The 16,635-nt window shown below is 59.1% G+C and carries 17 protein-coding genes and 1 other RNA gene; 10 read left to right on the top strand and 8 right to left on the bottom strand.

Features of this window, described 5'->3' with window-relative positions; genetic code table 11:
- Nucleotides 1–32 precede the first annotated feature (32 nt).
- The 5 genes from trxA (at nucleotide 33) to BOP96_RS03695 (ending at nucleotide 6,489) form a co-directional block, all read left to right on the top strand.
- A complete protein-coding gene (gene trxA, locus BOP96_RS03715; protein ID WP_014720421.1) occupies nucleotides 33–362 on the top strand; it encodes a thioredoxin TrxA in 330 nt (109 codons plus the stop codon).
- 234 nt (nucleotides 363–596) lie between these two features.
- The gene (rho, locus tag BOP96_RS03710; protein WP_003176825.1) at nucleotides 597–1,856 is read left to right on the top strand and encodes a transcription termination factor Rho; all 1,260 of its coding nucleotides are present in this window, start codon (nucleotides 597–599) and stop codon (nucleotides 1,854–1,856) included.
- A gap of 156 nt (nucleotides 1,857–2,012) precedes the next feature.
- Nucleotides 2,013–3,995 carry an acyltransferase family protein gene (locus BOP96_RS03705; RefSeq protein ID WP_073451861.1) on the top strand — a complete coding sequence of 661 codons (1,983 nt, stop codon included), beginning with the start codon at nucleotides 2,013–2,015 and terminating at the stop codon, nucleotides 3,993–3,995.
- A 59-nt stretch (nucleotides 3,996–4,054) separates the two neighbouring features.
- A complete protein-coding gene (gene ubiD, locus BOP96_RS03700; protein WP_003195329.1) occupies nucleotides 4,055–5,521 on the top strand; it encodes a 4-hydroxy-3-polyprenylbenzoate decarboxylase in 1,467 nt (488 codons plus the stop codon).
- Entirely contained in the window at nucleotides 5,521–6,489 is a 969-nt protein-coding gene (locus BOP96_RS03695; protein WP_003195327.1) for a CDP-6-deoxy-delta-3,4-glucoseen reductase, read from the top strand. Before ubiD ends, BOP96_RS03695 begins: the two co-directional genes overlap by 1 nt.
- Nucleotides 6,490–6,549: 60 nt before the next feature.
- Here BOP96_RS03695 and BOP96_RS03690 read toward each other — a convergent pair whose 3' ends face one another.
- Complete coding sequence (locus tag BOP96_RS03690) at nucleotides 6,550–7,032, bottom strand: hypothetical protein (protein ID WP_014720418.1); 483 nt, start codon at nucleotides 7,030–7,032, stop codon at nucleotides 6,550–6,552.
- 327 nt (nucleotides 7,033–7,359) lie between these two features.
- Between BOP96_RS03690 and BOP96_RS03685 the strand changes: the two genes are divergently transcribed.
- Together BOP96_RS03685 and BOP96_RS03680 are read left to right on the top strand one after the other, a co-directional pair.
- Nucleotides 7,360–9,747 carry a TonB-dependent receptor plug domain-containing protein gene (locus tag BOP96_RS03685; protein ID WP_073451859.1) on the top strand — a complete coding sequence of 796 codons (2,388 nt, stop codon included), beginning with the start codon at nucleotides 7,360–7,362 and terminating at the stop codon, nucleotides 9,745–9,747.
- 27 nt (nucleotides 9,748–9,774) lie between these two features.
- Nucleotides 9,775–10,428 carry a gamma-glutamylcyclotransferase gene (locus BOP96_RS03680; RefSeq protein WP_014720416.1) on the top strand — a complete coding sequence of 218 codons (654 nt, stop codon included), beginning with the start codon at nucleotides 9,775–9,777 and terminating at the stop codon, nucleotides 10,426–10,428.
- Here BOP96_RS03680 and glpT read toward each other — a convergent pair.
- Together glpT and BOP96_RS03670 are read right to left on the bottom strand one after the other, a co-directional pair.
- A complete protein-coding gene (glpT, locus tag BOP96_RS03675; protein WP_014720415.1) occupies nucleotides 10,425–11,762 on the bottom strand; it encodes a glycerol-3-phosphate transporter in 1,338 nt (445 codons plus the stop codon). The genes BOP96_RS03680 and glpT overlap by 4 nt on opposite strands.
- Before the next feature lie 291 nt (nucleotides 11,763–12,053).
- Nucleotides 12,054–13,031: an NADPH:quinone oxidoreductase family protein gene (locus tag BOP96_RS03670; RefSeq protein ID WP_019817790.1), complete on the bottom strand. Its 978-nt coding sequence runs from the start codon at nucleotides 13,029–13,031 to the stop codon at nucleotides 12,054–12,056.
- Between the two features lie 150 nt (nucleotides 13,032–13,181).
- Here BOP96_RS03670 and BOP96_RS03665 point away from each other — a divergent pair, with 150 nt between their 5' ends.
- Nucleotides 13,182–13,589: a flagellar basal body-associated protein FliL gene (locus tag BOP96_RS03665; protein ID WP_014720413.1), complete on the top strand. Its 408-nt coding sequence runs from the start codon at nucleotides 13,182–13,184 to the stop codon at nucleotides 13,587–13,589.
- Nucleotides 13,590–13,704: 115 nt separating this feature from the next.
- Here BOP96_RS03665 and BOP96_RS03660 read toward each other — a convergent pair whose 3' ends face one another.
- Nucleotides 13,705–14,154, bottom strand: coding sequence for an EVE domain-containing protein (locus BOP96_RS03660; RefSeq protein ID WP_014720412.1), 450 nt, complete (start codon nucleotides 14,152–14,154; stop codon nucleotides 13,705–13,707).
- 195 nt (nucleotides 14,155–14,349) lie between these two features.
- Here BOP96_RS03660 and BOP96_RS30015 point away from each other — a divergent pair, with 195 nt between their 5' ends.
- Nucleotides 14,350–14,499: a hypothetical protein gene (locus tag BOP96_RS30015; RefSeq protein WP_010207387.1), complete on the top strand. Its 150-nt coding sequence runs from the start codon at nucleotides 14,350–14,352 to the stop codon at nucleotides 14,497–14,499.
- A 9-nt stretch (nucleotides 14,500–14,508) separates the two neighbouring features.
- Here the strand turns inward: BOP96_RS30015 and BOP96_RS03655 are convergent, their stop codons facing one another.
- The 4 genes from BOP96_RS03655 to BOP96_RS03640 all read right to left on the bottom strand — a co-directional run bounded on the left by BOP96_RS03655 (nucleotide 14,509) and on the right by BOP96_RS03640 (nucleotide 15,932).
- Nucleotides 14,509–15,141, bottom strand: coding sequence for a 5-formyltetrahydrofolate cyclo-ligase (locus tag BOP96_RS03655; RefSeq protein ID WP_014720411.1), 633 nt, complete (start codon nucleotides 15,139–15,141; stop codon nucleotides 14,509–14,511).
- 58 nt (nucleotides 15,142–15,199) lie between these two features.
- A non-coding RNA gene (ssrS, locus tag BOP96_RS03650) (6S RNA) lies at nucleotides 15,200–15,378 on the bottom strand.
- A 30-nt stretch (nucleotides 15,379–15,408) separates the two neighbouring features.
- Nucleotides 15,409–15,726 (bottom strand): cell division protein ZapA, encoded by a 318-nt coding sequence (locus tag BOP96_RS03645; RefSeq protein ID WP_014720410.1) that lies wholly within the window; start codon nucleotides 15,724–15,726, stop codon nucleotides 15,409–15,411.
- Nucleotides 15,723–15,932, bottom strand: coding sequence for a TIGR02449 family protein (locus tag BOP96_RS03640; protein ID WP_003177365.1), 210 nt, complete (start codon nucleotides 15,930–15,932; stop codon nucleotides 15,723–15,725). Before BOP96_RS03640 ends, BOP96_RS03645 begins: the two co-directional genes overlap by 4 nt.
- Nucleotides 15,933–16,070: 138 nt before the next feature.
- On the opposite strand from BOP96_RS03640, the gene BOP96_RS03635 reads away from it, so the two are divergent.
- Nucleotides 16,071–16,628, top strand: a complete 558-nt coding sequence (locus BOP96_RS03635; RefSeq protein ID WP_014720409.1) for a YecA/YgfB family protein — start codon at nucleotides 16,071–16,073, stop codon at nucleotides 16,626–16,628.
- The last annotated feature ends 7 nt before the right edge of the window (nucleotides 16,629–16,635 follow it).

The raw sequence follows: 16,635 nt of genomic DNA, 5'->3' as shown, positions 1-16,635 counted from the left end.
ACGTTTTTTTTGCTTACAATCCGGAGACATCCATGAGCAGCGATCTTATCAAGCACGTCACCGACGCGACCTTTGAAGCCGAAGTCCTCAAGGCTGACGGCCCGGTGCTGGTTGACTACTGGGCTGAATGGTGCGGCCCTTGCAAAATGATCGCTCCGGTCCTGGACGACATTGCAACCACCTACGCAGGCAAGCTGACCATTGCCAAGCTGAACATCGACGAGAACCAGGACACCCCGGCCAAGCATGGCGTGCGTGGTATCCCGACCCTGATGCTGTTCAAGAACGGCAATGTCGAAGCGACTAAAGTGGGTGCTCTGTCGAAGTCCCAGTTGCAAGCTTTCCTCGACGCGAGCCTCTAAGCGTCGTCAAAAAAGCCCCGCAAATTGCGGGGCTTTTTCGTAAAACAGGGCTAGACGCTCCGAAATCCAGGTGGTACATTCGGCCCCGCAGTGGTTTCTCCACTGCCCCCTGCAAGCCGTCGCCGACGCATTCCTTTTCGATTAGTACGCGATCCTGTCGCCTTCTCTGCGGCGCGGCCTCATTAAGCCAAAAGCTTAATTTCCCCCCTCCATAAATGATTACGTCATTCCTATATGAATCTGACTGAACTCAAGCAAAAGCCGATTACCGACCTGCTCCAACTGGCCGAAGAAATGGGCATAGAAAATATGGCCCGTTCGCGCAAGCAGGACGTGATTTTCTCCCTGCTCAAGAAGCACGCGAAAAGCGGCGAGGAAATCTCCGGTGATGGCGTGCTGGAGATTCTCCAGGACGGCTTCGGCTTCCTCCGCTCTGCAGATGCGTCCTATCTCGCCGGCCCAGATGATATCTACGTCTCGCCGAGCCAGATCCGTCGCTTCAACTTGCGCACCGGTGACACCATCGTTGGCAAGATCCGTCCTCCGAAGGAAGGCGAGCGTTACTTCGCCCTGCTCAAGGTCGACACGATCAACTTCGATCGCCCCGAGAACGCGAAAAACAAGATTCTCTTCGAGAACCTGACGCCGCTGTTCCCGACCGTGCGCATGAAGATGGAAGCCGGTAACGGCTCCACCGAAGACTTGACCGGTCGTGTGATTGACCTCTGCGCTCCAATCGGCAAAGGCCAGCGTGGCCTGATCGTCGCACCGCCGAAAGCCGGTAAAACGATCATGCTGCAGAACATTGCAGCGAACATCGCACGTAACAACCCTGAAGTTCACCTGATCGTACTGTTGATCGATGAGCGTCCGGAAGAAGTGACCGAGATGCAGCGCACCGTGCGCGGCGAAGTGGTTGCCTCGACGTTCGATGAGCCGCCAACCCGCCACGTGCAGGTTGCCGAAATGGTGATCGAGAAGGCCAAGCGCCTGGTCGAACACAAGAAAGACGTGGTGATCCTGCTCGACTCCATCACCCGTCTGGCCCGCGCCTACAACACCGTGATCCCGAGCTCCGGCAAGGTGCTGACCGGTGGTGTCGATGCCCACGCCCTGGAAAAACCAAAGCGTTTCTTCGGTGCTGCGCGCAACATCGAAGAAGGCGGCTCGCTGACCATTATCGCCACCGCGCTGGTTGAAACCGGCTCGAAGATGGACGAAGTGATCTATGAAGAGTTCAAGGGTACCGGCAACATGGAACTGCCTTTGGACCGTCGCATCGCTGAAAAGCGTGTGTTCCCTGCGATCAACATCAACCGCTCCGGCACCCGCCGCGAAGAGCTGCTGACCGCAGACGACGAACTGCAGCGTATGTGGATCCTGCGCAAGCTGCTGCACCCGATGGACGAAGTCGCTGCCATCGAGTTTCTGATCGACAAGCTGAAAACCACCAAGACCAACGACGAGTTCTTCCTGTCGATGAAACGCAAGTAATACAGCGTTTCAGGTCCAAAAAAATGGCGCCCTTAATGGGGCGCCATTTTTTTTGCGTCGAGATTCTGCGATTTTTGTGGCATAAGTATCCGTTAAGTAACAAAAATTGACGCGTGACCTCGCTCATCCCTTTCGTCGCAGACTGACCACATTCTTATGACCACCCTTGCTTACCGCAGAGACATCGATGGCCTGCGTGCCATCGCTGTCCTTGCAGTCGTGTTGTTCCACTTTGGTGTCCCTGGCATTACTGGCGGTTTTGTTGGCGTTGACGTCTTTTTCGTCATCTCGGGCTTCCTGATTACGTCAATTATCTGGCGTGAGCGTCAAGCCGGACGCTTCAGCTTCATCGACTTCTGGGCTCGCCGTGCCCGGCGTATCTTGCCGGCCCTGTTTGTGATGATCGCGGCGACACTGGCAGTGGGTTGGTTTCTGTTGGCGCCCAAGGACTATGAAGAGTTGGGGCGGTCTGCGCATTATCAGGTGACCTTTACCTCGAACCTGTTGTTCTCGCGCCAGCACGGCTATTTCGATGCTTCATCAGACATCAAACCCCTGTTGCATACCTGGTCATTGGCGGTAGAAGAGCAGTTCTATATTTTCTTCCCATTGCTGTTGACCTTGCTTTCCAGCCGTTTGAAGCACTGGCGCCTGGCATTGTTCGCGGTGCTGCTGGCGTCGTTTGGCATGAGCGTCTGGGCGGTTCAGCATGAGCCACAGAAAGCTTTCTTCCTGTTGCATCTGCGGGCCTGGGAGCTACTGGCCGGTGCGATGCTGGCGGTGCAGCCCAAGCGTGAATGGCGCGCCTCGCTGGCCTTGGCGCAAGGAATCAGCCTGGCTTCCCTTGCATTGATCCTCATCGCTGTATTGGGTTACGACGCGAAAACGCCGTTTCCAGGCGCGACTGCGTTGTTGCCTGTGCTGGGTGTGGTCGGGTTGATCTGGGCCAACGGCCAGCAACAGACTTGGGTCGCTCGCCTGTTGGGCACGCGGATCATGGTGGGTATCGGGCTGATCTCCTATTCTTGGTACCTCTGGCATTGGCCGGTATTCGTGTACGCCAACTACGCCGCGGTGGATGGCTTGAGCGCGCTGGAACTGGCGGGGCTGATGCTGCTTTCGCTGGTGCTGGGCTATCTGTCCTGGCGCTTCGTGGAAACGCCGTTCCGAGAAAAACGTTTGCTGGCTTCGCGTAAGGCAATTCTGGCGTCAGCCATGGTCGGCATTCTGGGGCTGGGCTTCACTGGCCTTGCGATACGCGAAGCTGACGGCGTGCCTTCGCGCTTGTCCGAACAGGCGTTGCGTTTTGCCCAGGCCAAGAAGTGGAGCCCTGACCTGCTGGCGTGCATGGCCGACAAAGATACGCCCGATGAACGCTTGTTCTGCCATTTCGGCCCGAAAGACCAATCGGTTTCGGCGTTGGTATGGGGCGACAGTCACGCAACCGCGCTGATACCGGCACTCAAAGAAGGCGCTGATCGTCACGATATCAGCCTGGTCGAAGCCAGTTTTGCCGGCTGTATTCCCCTTGATGGCCTGGAAAATATCGCCCGCTGTGCGCATTTCAACCGTCGCGTCGAGAAGGCCATGGCTGAGCAGACGTTCAGCGATGTGGTGTTGGCCGCCCGCTGGAGCCTGTATGTGTATGGGCAAATGTCCGGTGACAAGGAGCATGCACTCAAAGATCCTGGCACCGGCCAGTATGTGCGTGCCGTCGCCGAACAACGCTTTGCCCAGGGCCTGCGCGAGCGCATTCGGGACTTGCGCGCTGCCGGCCACAAGGTCTGGTTGGTCAAGGAAGTGCCGCTGCAGGAAATCATCGTGCCTTACCGTCTCAGCCGCCTGGCCATGATGAACCGGCCCGTGGACGGTGAAGGGCTCGCCGTGGCCGAGCATGTGAAGCGCCAGGCCTTTATCACGCAATTGTTTGATGAATTGGCGGCTGCCGACAGCGGTGTCGCGGTGCTGGACCCCGCGCCATTACTGTGCGGCGCCGATGGGTTGTGCCGGGTCGAACTCAATGGCCGCGCGTTGTATACCGACGATAACCATCTTTCGGACGTCGGCGCGCGACACATCGAAGCCTTCCTGGAACCGTTGTTCAGTTCGTTGCAATCACGTGGATTGACGGCCAATTAAGCTGCCAGCCGCCCTCAGAGCAGGTAGGATGTACGCCTATTTTACGGGTGGCATGGTTAATGAAATTCAAGGATCTTCGGGATTTCGTGCAGCAACTTGAGCAGCGCGGAGAGTTGAAACGTATCCAGATGCCGATTTCTCCGGTGCTGGAAATGACTGAGATTTGCGACCGCACCTTGCGCAACAAGGGCCCGGCGCTGTTGTTCGAAAACCCGACCGGCTTTGATATCCCGGTGCTGGGCAACCTGTTCGGTACTCCCGAGCGCGTGGCCTTTGGTATGGGCGCCGAGTCCGTCAGCGAGCTGCGTGAGATCGGCAAGCTGCTGGCCTTTCTCAAGGAGCCCGAGCCGCCCAAGGGCTTGAAGGACGCCTGGTCCAAACTGCCGATCTTCCGCAAGATCATCGCCATGGCCCCCAAGGTGGTCAAGGACGCGGTGTGCCAGGAAGTGGTCATTGAAGGCGATGATGTCGACCTGGCCATGCTCCCGGTGCAAACCTGCTGGCCCGGCGACGTCGGCCCGTTGATCACCTGGGGCCTGACTGTCACCAAGGGCCCGAACAAGGATCGCCAGAACCTCGGTATCTACCGTCAGCAAGTCATTGGCCGTAACAAAGTGATCATGCGCTGGCTCAGCCACCGTGGCGGCGCCCTCGACTTTCGTGAGTGGTGCGAGAAGCATCCCGGCAAGCCGTTCCCGGTGTCCGTGGCCCTGGGTGCCGACCCGGCGACCATTCTCGGTGCCGTCACTCCCGTACCTGACAGCCTCTCCGAGTACGCCTTCGCCGGCTTGTTGCGCGGTAATCGCACGGAGCTGGTGAAGTGCCGCGGTAACGACCTGCAAGTGCCGGCTACCGCCGAAATCATCCTTGAAGGCGTGATTCACCCAGGTGAAATGGCCGATGAAGGCCCGTACGGCGACCACACCGGTTACTACAACGAAGTCGACAGCTTCCCGGTGTTCACCGTCGAGCGCATCACCCATCGGGTCAAGCCGATCTACCACAGTACCTACACAGGCCGTCCGCCCGATGAGCCGGCCATCCTCGGTGTGGCGCTCAACGAAGTGTTCGTGCCGATCCTGCAAAAGCAATTCCCTGAGATCACCGACTTCTACCTGCCGCCCGAGGGCTGTTCGTATCGCATGGCCATCGTCACCATGAAGAAGTCGTATCCGGGGCATGCCAAGCGGGTAATGCTCGGTGTGTGGTCGTTTTTGCGACAGTTCATGTATACCAAGTTCGTTATCGTCACCGACGACGACATCAATGCCCGGGACTGGAACGACGTGATCTGGGCCATCACCACGCGCATGGATCCCAAGCGCGACACGGTGATGATCGACAACACGCCTATCGACTACCTCGACTTCGCGTCGCCGGTATCGGGCCTTGGCTCAAAGATGGGCCTGGATGCCACGCACAAATGGCCGGGCGAAACCACGCGTGAGTGGGGCCGGGTGATCGTCAAGGATGAAGCCGTCACGGCGCGGGTCGATGCGATCTGGAAAGAATTGGGAATAGATTGATGCGTGTAACCCTGCAACCTTCCGGTGCTGTGCTGGAACTGGCCCCTGGCGAGCGAATCCTCGAGGGCGCCCGTCGCCTGGGCTATGAGTGCCCTCAGGCCTGTCGCAATGGCGTGTGCCATGTCTGTGCGGCGTTGCTGGTGGAGGGCCGGGTACGCCAAGCCGGGGAAGTGCGCGATCATGGTGAGTTCTACACCTGCATCGCCGAGCCCCTGGAAGACTGCATTGTGTTGTGGGATGGCGTACTGGCGCCAGGAGAGTTGCCGTTGCGCAAATTGTCATGCCAATTGATCGAGTGCGTGGAAGTCGGCGGCGATGTCTGGCGTGTGCGCCTGCGCGCCCCGGCCGGTAAGGCGGTGCGTTACCACGCCGGGCAATACTTGATGCTCGAACGGGAGAACGGCGAAAAGTCGGCGTTTTCTCTGGCTTCTGCGCCCCATGCCGGGCGTGAGTTGGAGCTGCATGTGCTGGTGCGCGAAGACAGTGCGCGCAACCTGATCGAACAATTGCAGCGCAACCAGATGGCTCGTGTGGAACTGCCGTTCGGTGACACCCACCTGGCCGAGTTGCCGGACGGGCCGCTGGTGCTGATGGCCGCCGGTACCGGTATGGCGCAGATGCACAGTCTGATCGAGCACTGCCGCGCTTCGGGCTTCAAGCACCCGGTGCACCTGTATTGGGGCGTACGGCGCCCGGAAGATTTCTACCAGATCGAGCACTGGGATCAGTGGCTGCAATTGCCCAATCTGTTCCTGCACAAAGTGGTCAGCGACCTGTGTGGCTGGGAAGGGCGCTGCGGTTTGCTGCATGAGGTAGTGTGCGAAGACATTGCCGACCTCAACACGGTACATGTCTACGCCAGCGGCTCACCGGCGATGATTTATGGCACCTTGGATGCATTGGTCGACGCCGGTATGGATGCTCACCGGATGCGCGCTGACGTGTTTGCCTACGCCCCAAGGCCCTAACACCTTGCGCTGAATAATGTGGGAGCAGGCAAGCCAGCTCCCACCCGCGACCGTGCTGTGTCAGAAGCGCACTCCAGTCGTCACCATTGCCGCGTTGAACCCGAGCAATACCAGCTCAGCCGCCACCGGCCCGTAATGCGTTCCCACCGATGGAATGATCACTGGCGCTACGCCAAAACGATTCAATGGGATCTTGTCGCGATACTCGCCGCGATAGCCCTGGATCAGCCCGCCGGTCAACTTCGCATACACCGGATAGTCGGCCATGTCATAGCGCTTGCCCGCATAGGCGTAGTACGAGCGTTGGCGGAACGAGTTGCGAAAGGTCACCCCGCCATACACCAGGCCCGACGCCTCATTGCGCTCCAGGCCGATCAAGTCCTGCTTGTTGTTGTGTTGCGGGTCGGGTGCAAAGTGCCGGGTGTAGATGCTGGTCTGGGCGTACCAGAAGCCTTTGTCGTCAGTGACCGTTGGCGTTTCGCTAGCCAGTGCTGTGGTGGCCTGGGCAAGCAATAGCAGGCCAGGCAATCGGAATTTTTTCATGGGCGACCTCGGTAGTCGATTTGATGAGCGGCTAAGTGGGTCGTTATAGGCGCGTCAGTTTGACGGCTTGGCACCCGCCCAGGCTGAACCGGGGCTGAAAGTACCGGGATTAGCCGCGTGGATCCTGACGAATGGGCGAGTGTGCTTATGCTTTTGCTTATTCTTTTAAGGTATTTATTCTGGTTTATGAATATCTTTAAGCTATATCTCAACGGACTACCGACTTCATCGACCATAACCAGATACTGACCGCCACCGCCCGCCAGCCGGATCGATCGTACGAACTTCGCGCATTGCAGTTCTATTTTTGATTCAAAGGGGAGCGGTATGGGCAGCTACAGGAAACACGCGCTATACACGGCGATTTTGTCGGCAAATTTGCTGACGGTTGTGGGATTCAATCCAGTTCTTGCAGACGAAACATCTGCGGTTGATGCACCTAAACTCGACACCGTGATCGTCACCGGCACCCGCGCCCAAGAGCGCACCGCCAGTGCATCGCTGTCGCCAATCGACGTAATCTCCGGTGAAACCCTGCGCAGCACCGGCTCCGATGAGCTGGGTGCCGTATTAGCGCGCCTGATCCCGTCGATCAACTTCCCCCGACCAAGCCTGGTGGACGGCGCCGAACTCGTGCGTCCGGCGCAGTTGCGCGGCTTGTCGCCGGACCAGGTATTGGTACTGGTCAACGGCAAGCGTCGCCATACCAGTGCCTTCGTCAATCTGGGCGGTGCGGTTGGGCGCGGTTCGGCTCCGGCAGACGTGAATGCCATCCCGCTGTCGGCGGTGGACCATATCGAGGTGCTGCGCGACGGCGCTTCTGCCCGTTACGGCTCCGATGCGATCGCCGGGGTGATCAACGTGATCCTCAAGCACGCCGACCATGGCGGCTCGGTTTCCAGCAAGTTTGGCGAGTACAAAAAGGGTGACGGTATCCAGCGTAATGTCAGCGGTAATACGGGCCTGGCATTGGGCGACAATGGCTTTATCAACCTGTCTGCCGAAGGCGCCGACAACGATTACACCAACCGCGCCGGCAACGACTACCGCCCCGGCAGCATCGGCTCTACTACTTACGGCCAGCGTGTGTTCCGCCAAGGTGAGCCGGCCACCAATGAAGGCAAATTCCAGTTCAACTCGGAGTATGCCTTCAACGATGCCGCCGAGTTCTACACCTTCGGTGGCTACAGCAAGCGGCGCGGTGAAACGGCAGCCTTCTACCGGGCAAGCAACGCGTCCAACAACATCAAGGCGCTCAACCCCAACGGCTACCTGCCACTGATCAAAGGCAACCTGGAAGACACCTCGCTGGTGGTGGGCTTGCGCGGCCTGCTGGCCTACGACTGGCATTACGACTTGTCGGCCAACTACGGCAAGAACCAGTACGAACTGGGGACTGAAACCATCAACACCTCACTGGGCCTGGCGACGCCGCGTAAATTCAATAACGGCACACTGAGCAACGATCAGAAGCAAGTCAGCCTGGACCTGTCCCGTGAATTCGATGTGGGCTTTCTGCCGTATCCGGTCTCTGTGGCGTTCGGCGGTGAGTACCTGCATCAGGGCTATGAAATCGAGGCGGGCGAGCCCGCGTCCTATTACCAGACCGGCAGCTCCGGCCTGGGTGGTTTCCGCGATGCCGATGCCGGTACCAGCACGCGGCATAACTGGGCGCAGTACCTGGACCTGGAAACCAACTTCACCGAAAAGCTCAGCGCCTCGGCTGCCGTGCGCCATGAGGATTACAGTGACTTTGGTTCCAACGTCAGCGGCTCGCTGTCGGCCCGCTATGACTTCACCCCCCAGGTGGCCGTGCGCGGCAGCATCTCCAACGGTTTCCGTGCGCCGTCCCTGGCCCAGCAGAATTTTGCCTACACCTCATCGCAGTTGATCGGTAGCACCATCCAGGAAGCCGGCACCTTCCCGGCCAACAGTCAGGTCGCGCGCCTGCTGGGTGCCGAAGACCTCAAGGCCGAAAAGTCGCGCAACTACAGCCTCGGCCTGGTGCTCGAGCCGGCCGATGACCTGACCGTCACGCTCGATGTGTACCGCATCGACATCCGCGACCGCATCAGCCTGTCGTCCAACCTCAATCTCAACCCGGCCACGGTGGCCTACCTGCAAGCCAATGGCGTCGGCAATATCAACTACACCACGGCCCGTTACTTTACCAACGCCACGGACACCAGCACCGATGGCGTCGATCTGGTAGCCAACTATCGCTACCAGCTCGATAACGGCATTCGCTGGAACAGTACCGTGGGCTACAACTACAACCACACCAAAGTCACCGACGTGAAAGCCAACCCCGCGATTCTCGACAGCCTGGGGGCCAACCTGGTGCGGGTGGACCGCCGCGAGCGTATCGGTTTGCTGGGCGATACCACGCCCCAGCACAAGCTGAGCCTGGGCAATGACTTCACCTTCGGTAATTGGGCGCTGCACACTAACCTGGTGCGCTATGGTGAGTTCACCAGTTATCAGACGGACAAGGTCAACGATCAGACCTTCAAGGCCGCCTGGGTGCTGGACCTGTCAGCGGATTACAAGTTGAAGAACTGGACCTTCACCCTGGGTGGCGACAACGTCACCGATAAGTACCCGGAGAAGGTTAACGCCTTCGCCAGCAGCGGCGGCAACCTCGCCTACAGCACTTTTTCGCCGTACGGTTACAGCGGCGCGTTCTATTACGGTAAAGTCGCTTACAACTGGTAACACACAGGAGGCGCACCGCTTTTCGCCATGACCGCCATTGAAACCGATCTTCTGCAATTGGCTTACCCTCCGCGGCTCGATCTGGGGCCGCAACTCACTCACGAACAATTGATGAGCTCGATGCAAGCCACCATGGCTCGGCACAAGGGTGGGCCGGTGTGGCTGTTTGCGTATGGTTCGCTGATCTGGCGCCCTGAATGCTCGTCGACCGAGCGGGTGCGTGCACGGGTTCACGGTTATCACCGTGGCTTGTATTTGTGGTCACACGAGCATCGCGGTACGCCGGAGCTGCCGGGGCTGGTGTTTGGGTTGGATCGCGGTGGTTCCTGCAGCGGGTTTGCCTACCGCTTGCCGGAGGACCAGTTGGAGGCCTCGCTTTACGCCCTGTGGCAGCGTGAGATGCCTTACCCCTCGTACCGGCCGCACTGGCTCAGTTGCCGATTGGAAGATGGCAGCACCGTCCAGGCGTTGGGGTTTGTGTTGGAGCGGCATTTGCCCAGCTATGCCGGCAACTTGCCCGATATCGTGCTTAATCATGTACTGCAAAGCGCTTGCGGGCGTTACGGTACGACTCGCGATTATGTCGAGCAGACCGTGAACGCCCTGCGTAGCCACGCCATGCCAGATAAAAACCTGGAGGCGCGGCTCAAGCGTTGTGCCAAGGATTGCCTGGGCGGTTAACGCGCCGAGCTGACACTGTTGGTGTGCCACAGCGTAGGGATCAGGAACGCGATCGCCAGTACGCAGGCGCTGATCAGCAGTACAAAGCCGCCGTCCCAGCCGAAATGGTCAACCGTATAGCCCATGGCGGCACTTGCCGCTACCGAACCGCCCAGGTAACCGAACAAGCCGGTGAAGCCCGCTGCGGTACCGGCGGCCTTCTTCGGAGCCAGTTCCAGTGCCTGCAGGCCGATCAGCATCACCGGGCCGTAGATCAGGAAGCCGATGGAGAACAGCGCAATCATGTCGATCATCGGGTTGCCCGGCGGGTTGAGCCAGTAAACCAGGGTTGCCACTGTCACCAGGGCCATGAACACGATGCCGGTCAGGCCGCGGTTGCCACGGAAGATCTTGTCCGACATCCAGCCGCATAGCAGCGTACCCGGGATACCTGCCCACTCGTAGAAGAAGTACGCCCAGGACGACTTATCGACCGTAAAGTGCTTGGCTTCTTTCAAGTAGGTCGGCGCCCAGTCCAGTACGCCGTAACGCAACAGATAGACGAACACGTTGGCGAAGGCGATGTACCAGAGCATTTTGTTGCGCAGCACGTACTTGACGAAGATTTCCTTGGCGCTGAATTCGTCTTCGTGGCTGGCGTCGTAACCTTCCGGATAGTCGTTCTTGTACTGCTCGATAGGCGGCAGGCCCACCGATTGCGGGGTGTCGCGCATGGTGATGAAGGCAAACGCCGCCACCGCCAGGGCCACGGTGGCCGGCACGTAGAACGCCGCATGCCAGTCGTTGAACCACGCCATGCCGAGCAGAAACAGCGGGCCGATCAGGCCGCCGCCGACGTTGTGCGCCACGTTCCACACGGACACCACGCCGCCGCGTTCTTTCTGCGACCACCAGTGCACCATGGTCCGCCCACTTGGCGGCCAGCCCATGCCCTGGGCCCAGCCGTTGATGAACAGCAAAATGAACATCATGGTCACGCTGGACGTTGCCCAAGGCGCGAAACCGAAAATGAACATCACCCCCGCCGAAACCAGCAGGCCGAAGGGCAGGAAGTAACGTGGGTTGGAGCGGTCGGACACCAGGCCCATCAGGAACTTGGACAAACCGTAGGCAATCGCGATCGCCGACATTGCCAGGCCCAGTTCACCACGGGTGTAACCCTCGTCGATCAGGTAGGGCATGGCCAGGGAGAAGTTTTTACGCAGCAGGTAGTAGCCGGCGTAACCAAAGAAAATACCCGCGAAGATCTGCCAGCGCAGCCGTCGGTAGGTACTGTCTATTTTTTCTTCAGGCAGGGGCGCCTGGTGTGCGGCAGGACGAAAGAAAGCAAACATTCAAGAGCTCCAAATTTCTTGTTTTGACTGCGGATGCGAATGTTACAGTTTCGTTACCGAAAATAGCATCGCTTCTTATCCGCAAACACAGGAAACGAGAGCAATTGCATGTTCTTTTACGAACATGTCGCCTATAGATAAGTGATGGTCGTGGTTAGGTCCTAAGACCGCGAAGTAACTACTGTGGGAGCTGGCTTGCCTGCGATAGCGGTGGGTCAGCTTCATCTGTAGCAGCTGACCCACCGCTATCGCAGGCAAGCCAGCTCCCACATGGATTGCATTTCAGGTGTGTTATCGGGTTTGGACAACTATTTTACCCACTGCCTTGCGCTGTCCCAGATCATTGATCGCCTGGGCGGCCTGTTCCAGCGGATACACCTGCGACACCAACGGCTTGAGCTTGCCCTCGCCATACCAGGTGAACAACTGCTGGAAATTCGCTGCATTGTCCTGCGGTTGGCGCTGGGCAAACGAACCCCAGAACACCCCGACCACCGCTGCGCCCTTGAGCAACGCCAGGTTCACCGGCAGTTCAGGAATACGCCCGCTGGCGAAACCCACCACCAACAGGCGCCCATTCCAGGCGATCGAACGAATGGCCTGGTCAAACAGGTCACCCCCCACCGGGTCGTAAATCACGTCAGCGCCATTGCCATCGGTCAGGCGCTTGACCTCATCCTTGAGGCTGGCTTCGCTGTAGTTGATCAGCTCATCGGCGCCGGCCGCCTTGGCCACTGCGAGCTTGTCGGCGCTGCTGGCGGCGGCAATCACCCGGGCGCCCATGGCCTTGCCGATCTCCACGGCGGCCAGGCCCACGCCGCCGGACGCGCCAAGCACCAGCAGGGTCTCGCCAGGTTGCAGGTTGGCGCGTTGTTTCAGCGCATGCATGGAGGTGCCGTAGGTCATGCTGAAGGCGGCGGCGGTGTTGAAATCCATGCTCGGCGGGATCGGCAGCACGTTATAGCCGGGCACCGCGACCTGCTCGGCAAAGCTGCCCCAGCCGGTCAGCGCCATCACACGGTCACCGACTTTCAGATGGCTGACTTTCTCACCCACTTCACTGACCACGCCTGCCGCTTCACCACCGGGTGAGAACGGAAAGGGCGGCTTGAACTGGTATTTGCCTTCGATGATCAGCGTGTCCGGGAAATTCACCCCGGCCGCGTGCACGTCCAACAGGATTTCGTTCTTCTTGATCGCGGGGCTGGCGATCTCTTCCAGCACCAGGGTTTCGGCGGGGCCGAAGGCTTTGCACAGCACAGCTTTCATCGGACTATTCCTTTTGGCGTCGTGGCCGATAAGTGTAGGAGGGTACGCCCGTGGGTCAACGAGCATGCCCGCGCCTGATAAGCCCCCATAAGCTTGTGCTCAGCCTTGCTAGCGTTATGCTACCCGGCAACCGAATTCGAGGAATGAACTGTGAAAGCGTGGATCCTGTTGATGCTGGCCCTGACCTTGCCGATGGCAGCCCAGGCCGAAGAGGCCAAAGAGGGCGAGGCGCCGAAGGTCAGCTATATCAGCCTGAGCCCGCCGTTCGTGGGCAATTACGGCCTGGATGGCACCGCCAAGCTCAAGGTCTACAAAGCCGACATTGCACTGCGCGTGACGGGTGATGAGGCGGCGAAGTTGGTCAAGGCCAACGACCCGTTGATTCGCAACCAACTGGTGGCGCTGTTTACCCAGCAGACCAACGAGACCATGAGCAGTGTGGAAGGCAAGGAAAAGCTGCGTCAGGAAGCGTTGAAGCAAACGCAGCAGGTGATGAATGATGAAACCGGCAAGCCAGTGGTAGAAGACCTGCTGTTCAACAACCTGATCATCCAGTAAGTCGCTGCGCGACTATCGCGGGCAAGCCCGCTCCCAGAGGGGTTCGCATTTCCAGTGTGGGAGCGGGCTTGCCCGCGAAGAGGCCCTGACAGGCACCGCAAGAAGCCAGTTTCAATTAAAGCAACTGGAGGACCGCTGCCCACTGCTCCGGTGTGACCGCCATGACCGAAAGCCGACTGCCCTTTTGCACCAGCGGCATTTCAGCCAGTGCAGTTTGCTGTTTTAGATAGCCGAGCCCCAGCACCTTGGAGAAGGTTTGCACATGTGCGACATCGATCGCGCTCCACGGGTTTTTCTCCGGGGTGGCCTTGGCGTCGAAATAGTGGCTTTCTGGTTCCAGCGCAGTGGGGTCCGGATAGGCGGCCCGGATGATTTTGCCGATGCCGGCAATCCCTGGCTCCGGGCAACTGGAGTGATAGAAAAAAAACTCGTCGCCCACGGCCATGGCGCGCAAAAAGTTGCGCGCCTGATAGTTGCGTACCCCGTCCCAGCGCGCTTCGCCGAGCTTTTCCAGGCCGTTGATGGAGAGTTCGTCGGGCTCGGATTTCATCAGCCAGTAGGCCATGGTTGGGCTCCTGAAAAAGGCATTGGGTAAGTTGTCGGGCAATTGCATGACAAACCGACAGTCGGTTGGCGTCAAGGTTTGCGTGTTGGTTCACGTTACCGCAGAATGCGCGCTTTTAAGCTTGACGCAGCTGCAACGGACTACTTTGGAACGTTGTTGTCATCGTGTACGAGGTGCCTGAAAGGGGGGCAATCGATGCAACGTAAGCCGGATTTACTATGGATTTTGGTTATTTTGTTTGGTCTGGGCGTCGTGACCACCGGTTATGCCCAGAGCCTGTGGTCGAACAAGACCGATGCACCGGTTGAACTGGCTCAGCAGCAGCCGCAACCGTTCAAGCGTTAACTCAAGCATTCACCAAGGCGCCGCTGTTTCCAGCGGCGTTTGTGCGACATACCACTGCTTATCAGTCACCGTCCCCGCCAACGGCACATCCCAGCTTGCCTGCGCCAGGCGTTCGACTTTCTGGCATTCATGGGCCAGCCCCAGCAGCGTTGGCTTGCGCCAGCTCTGGCGGCGGGCAAGATAGGCCAGGCTGCGATCGTAGAACCCGCCGCCCATGCCCAGGCGCCCACCCACATCATCGAACCCCACCAACGGCAACAACACCAGGTCCAGCGCCCAGACTTGGCGCTGGTGATGGGCATTGACCCGTGGCTCAAGGATGCGAAAGCGGTTGGGCAACAACCTATCCCCAGGGCGTACGCGCTGGAACACCATCTTGGTGCGCGGCCAGGCGCTGAGCACCGGCAGGTAAGTGGCTTTGCCGCGACGCTGGGCCGCACGCAGCAGCAGGCGCGGATCGATTTCACCGTCCGTGGGCAGATATAAAGAGATATGTTTGGCCCGGCGAAACAGCGGGTGCTGTGCCAGTTGCCGGTACAGACCCTGAGCGGCCTGGCGCTGCTCGCTTGGCGTGAGCGCGCGGCGGGCCTTGCGCAACATGCGTCGAAGTTGCGGACGGGAAAGCGGCGCAGGTTCGGTCATGATTTTTCGGCTCATAAAACAATGCCAGTCCGGGGACTGGCATTGAGTTTGGGAATTCAGGCTCCCCGACAGAGCCGCTGTCGACTTAGCCCTTGAACCCGAAAGTTCAAGGTGGAAGAAGCAGTAGGCTTTAAGGCTTTCCGTCTAGCGGACATGCACACCAGCCCAACGTGCAACTTCCAGGGTAGTGCGAATCGGCTCAGGGACATCGCCGACTGGCAAACACGCCAGGGAGTGGGGCGAGTATACCTTAAACCTGCTCGGCAATCAGCCCTTGGGTGTGTCTGAATCGGTGGAAAGCACCAGATCCACGCGATCGAGCAGGTCACGCACCTGCTCGCGCGTCGAGCCGCTGGCCTGTACGTCAGGGCGCTCCTGCTTATGCAGCAGGTCATGGGTGATATTCAGCGCGGCCATCACGGCGATGCGGTCGGCGCCGATCACTTTGCCGCTGCTGCGGATTTCGCGCATCTTGCCGTCCAGGTAGCGGGCAGCGCTCACCAGGTTGCTGCGTTCTTCCTGGGGGCAGATGATCGAATACTCTTTGTCGAGGATCTGCACGGTAACGCTATTGCTTGAACTCATGAGTCTTGCTCCAGGGCCTTCAGGCGCGAAATCATCGATTCGACCTTACGCCGGGCGATTTCGTTTTTTTCAATGAGGTGAGCGCGTTCCTCGCGCCAGGTCTTTTCCTGAGCTAATAGGAGTCCGTTTTGACTCTTAAGTTGCTCGACCCGATCAATTAGCAGTTCGAGTCTGGCCATCAGCGCTTGCAGGTCGGTGTCTTCCATTGGGTTCCACTGGATTTGTCTGATGAATGGCAACTGCAGGATAAACGATCTGACGCCCTCGATAGTCTTGGTGCGTCTGCCGGTGCTAGGATACAGCGCTCCATTCTAGACATTGCGCCGTCTGGCGCCTAGCTCACCATGCCCATTCAGAACTCCCCGTACGATGCTTTTTCCAAACTGCTGAGCGCCAGCGGCCATCCATGCTCGCCTGCTGAACTGCACGGCGTGCTGTTGGGCCGCAGTTGCACCGGTGTCGGCTTTGATGCCGACAACTGGCTGGCCGATGTGGCCGAGCTGCTGGAAACCGAACCCACCGACAATGTGCGCAACGCATTGATCGGCCTGCAAGAAATGGTCAAGGGCGAACTGACCGGTGATGACGTCACCGTGGTCCTGCTGCTGCCCACCGACGACGCCCCGCTGGCCGATCGCGCTGCCGCGCTGGGCCAATGGTGCCAGGGTTTCCTCCACGGTTTCGGCGTGAATGCCGGCGGCCTGGAGCTGAGCACCGACGCCAAGGAAGTGCTGCAGGACCTGGCGGCCATCTCCCAGGTGCAAGATGCCCTGGAAGAATCCGAAGACGGCGAAGGCGACTACATGGAAGTCATGGAGTACCTGCGCGTCGCGCCGCTGCTGCTGTTCACCGAGACCCGCAAGTCCGCTGAGCCCGCTGCTCCCAAGCCGTCGTTGCACTGAGAAAGGA

The sequence above is a fragment of the Pseudomonas sp. FSL W5-0203 genome (assembly GCF_001896155.1).
In the GTDB taxonomy this organism is placed as follows: domain Bacteria; phylum Pseudomonadota; class Gammaproteobacteria; order Pseudomonadales; family Pseudomonadaceae; genus Aquipseudomonas; species Aquipseudomonas paracarnis.
This window is presented reverse-complemented; position numbering and strand designations above follow the sequence as displayed.